Source organism: Algoriphagus sp. (assembly GCF_024642405.1).
In the GTDB taxonomy this organism is placed as follows: Bacteria; Bacteroidota; Bacteroidia; order Cytophagales; family Cyclobacteriaceae; genus Algoriphagus.
The window spans coordinates 1-2,752 of sequence record NZ_JAHEBC010000455.1 but is presented as its reverse complement, the minus strand read 5'-3'; the positions used below and the strand labels follow the sequence as shown (position 1 = coordinate 2,752).

General features: G+C 38.6%; 4 protein-coding genes. All 4 read left to right on the top strand.

Going from position 1 to position 2,752, the window contains the following annotated elements:
* Nucleotides 1–602, top strand: a 602-nt coding sequence (locus Q0L68_RS19275; RefSeq protein ID WP_296705875.1) for a UDP-N-acetylglucosamine 2-epimerase, incomplete at its 5' end; no start/stop codon positions are given.
* Nucleotides 565–1,434 carry an NAD(P)-dependent oxidoreductase gene (locus tag Q0L68_RS19270; RefSeq protein WP_296705874.1) on the top strand — a complete coding sequence of 290 codons (870 nt, stop codon included), beginning with the start codon at nt 565–567 and terminating at the stop codon, nt 1,432–1,434. The genes Q0L68_RS19275 and Q0L68_RS19270, both read left to right, overlap by 38 nt.
* A 1-nt stretch (nt 1,435) precedes the next feature.
* A complete protein-coding gene (locus Q0L68_RS19265; protein ID WP_296705873.1) occupies nt 1,436–2,509 on the top strand; it encodes a nucleotidyltransferase family protein in 1,074 nt (357 codons plus the stop codon).
* On the top strand, nt 2,506–2,752 hold a 247-nt coding region (locus Q0L68_RS19260; RefSeq protein WP_296705872.1), incomplete at its 3' end, for a GDP-mannose 4,6-dehydratase. The genes Q0L68_RS19265 and Q0L68_RS19260, both read left to right, overlap by 4 nt.

The following is a 2,752-nucleotide window of genomic DNA, read 5'->3' as shown; positions in this document are numbered from 1 at the left end:
TGGTAAATACCCCAACCATGGATGCATCTGAATTGGAAAAAGAGTTTGACTTGGACTTTTCCAAACCTTTTGTATTGGTGATTCAGCATCCTGTGACTACGGAGGCTATGTCTTCAATTGATCAAATCAGAGAGACGCTCAAAGCATTGAGAAATATCGATGCTCAAGTGGTTTTCCTTCTGCCTAATAATGATGCGGGACATGCTAAAATCATTGAGGAAATCAAAGCATCAGGATTTAAATGGATTCCTTCTCTTCCTACCTTGAAATTCGTCAATCTTTATAGAAATGCATGGGCTTTGGTAGGTAACTCAAGTTCTGGAATCCATGAAACTCCTACCTTGAAGATTCCTGCTATCAATATTGGAAATAGACAAATGGGTAGAGAACGTGCTTCTAATGTCCTAGATGTGCCTAATGATTCAGCTCAGATTGAGAAAGCAATTCAGAAAGCCCTATTTGACGATAAGTTTAGAAAAGAAGTCTCTGAAATAAAGAATCCATACGGAGAAGGAAATTCTGCAAAACAAATCGTGGACATTCTCAAAAACATAGACCTCTCAAGTGTCAGCATCCAAAAAATCTTTTACGAAGGAAAGTAAAATCTTACTACTCGGTGGAAATGGCTATTTAGGTAGCCATTTCTCCGCTGTTTTAGAAAAGATTGGCTTTTCGAATATATTCATTGGCTCCAGAAAAGGAAGAGGTGCACGTCACCTGAACCTGGATATCTGCTCACCAGATTCTGTGCAGCTGATTAGGGAAGAAAAATTTGACTTTATCTTCAATTTCACTGGTCAAATCAGTAGACCTATACAAGCTTGCCTACTTCAAAACACCTTAGGAATCCATCACTTGATTCAGGCGTGTGCTGAGCATACCAAACTGATTCAATTATCCAGCGTGGGTGTGTATGGCTCGGGGGATTATGTAGATGAATCTAACGATTGTCAACCAGAAACTCCCTACTCCACTTTGAAGTTGGCGGCTGAAGAGTTGATTTTGGCAGGGATGAAGCCTGAAAACAGATTGATATTAAGGCTTTCCAACATATATGGATCTAACCAACCTAAAGGAGTTTTCGCGTATTTGTTGAAGTCTGGACTTTCTGACCAGGTTTTGGACTTCAATAATGATGGAAGTCTATTTCGCTTTTTTCTACATGTAGTGGATTTGTCAGAGGCGCTAGTAAGTGTGATGGTAGAAATAGAATGGGGGGAAACATCAGTTTTAAATATGGTGGGCAGCGATCAGTTTAATGTTCATCAATTGATAGATTTGTTTGAGAAAAACCTAGGCTTTCACTACCAAAGGAACTTTGAGCCTATCAAGCCTTATGATAATATGATGAAAATATCAGATAAAATCTTCAGAGACTTAACTGGTTTCCAAGAAAGCTTTACCTTAGAAAATTACATCAAGGAATTAGTTTAAAATGTTTATTGATAAAGATAAAATTAACCTTTTTACTGCTGGACAAGATATCTCAGTTCGTGAAGCTATGCGACTGATTGAAGCAAATAAGAGGGGACTCATTTTTGTGTTAAATGCCGATGAAAAGCTTGTTGGTTCGGTGAGTGATGGTGATATTCGTAGAGGGATATTAAACGGCTTTCAACTGGATGATCAGCTTGCCATCATGATGAATACCAATCCTTTTACTGTGTCCATTCAGGAGCAGAAAACCTTGGATATGAAGCAGATTACCGAGCAAGGGATTAAGCTAGTTCCGGTAATAGACGCTCAGGGAAAAATACATCATTTTCTTTCCTCGGAGCCTGAAAAAGCAAGCCCAATCATTGAAAATCCAGTAGTGTTGATGGTGGGAGGGAGAGGCATTCGATTAGAACCTCTCACCCAGAATATACCAAAACCACTGCTTAAGGTTGGTAATAAGCCAATTTTACAAACTATCCTCGAAAGACTTCACCTTTTTGGTTTTCGAAATATATACTTATGCACCAACTACTTGTCAGAGAGCATTGAGGAGTTTTGTGGTGATGGTTCTGCCTTTGGACTCAGCATTCGCTATTTCAAAGAAGAGAAGAAATTGGGAACTATTGGCGCAGTCAAATACCTCGAAAATCAGCTTAAACTTCCCTTTTTAGTAATGAATGGAGACCTATTGACTTCCTTGAATTATAAGTCAGTACTAGATTTTCACATAGAAAATAACGCCAGGTTGACAATTGGCAGCGCTTCCTATGAAGCAAAGGTCCCTTATGGCGTATTGCAGACAGAAGGTTGTCATGTGACTTCAATTTTGGAAAAACCAACTTATTCATTCAGAATAAGTGGTGGGATCTATGCACTTAGCCCTGAGGCTCTGAGTCATATTCCAATCGGCAATTTTTTCGACATTACAGACCTGATGGAAGCATTACTAAAAGAAAAGGAATCTGTGGTTGCATTCCCTATAGAAGAATATTGGCTGGATATAGGCCAACATCAAGATTACGAAAAAGCCAATCTTGATTATAAAACTCTATTTAATAAATCAAATTCATGAATTACATCGGAAAAAAAGTCCTCGTAACTGGAGCGGGGGGCTTTATTGGAAGCCATTTAACTGAAGAATTGGTTAAAGCTGGAGCCACAGTAACAGCCTTGGTACATTACAACTCTAACTCTAATACGAATAATCTCCGCTTTCTTCCTAAGGATATACTCATTCAGCTTGAAATTGTTTTTGGAGATATCCAAGATGGGTTTTTGATGAATACTTTGTCCAAAGGGAAAGAGATAGTATTTC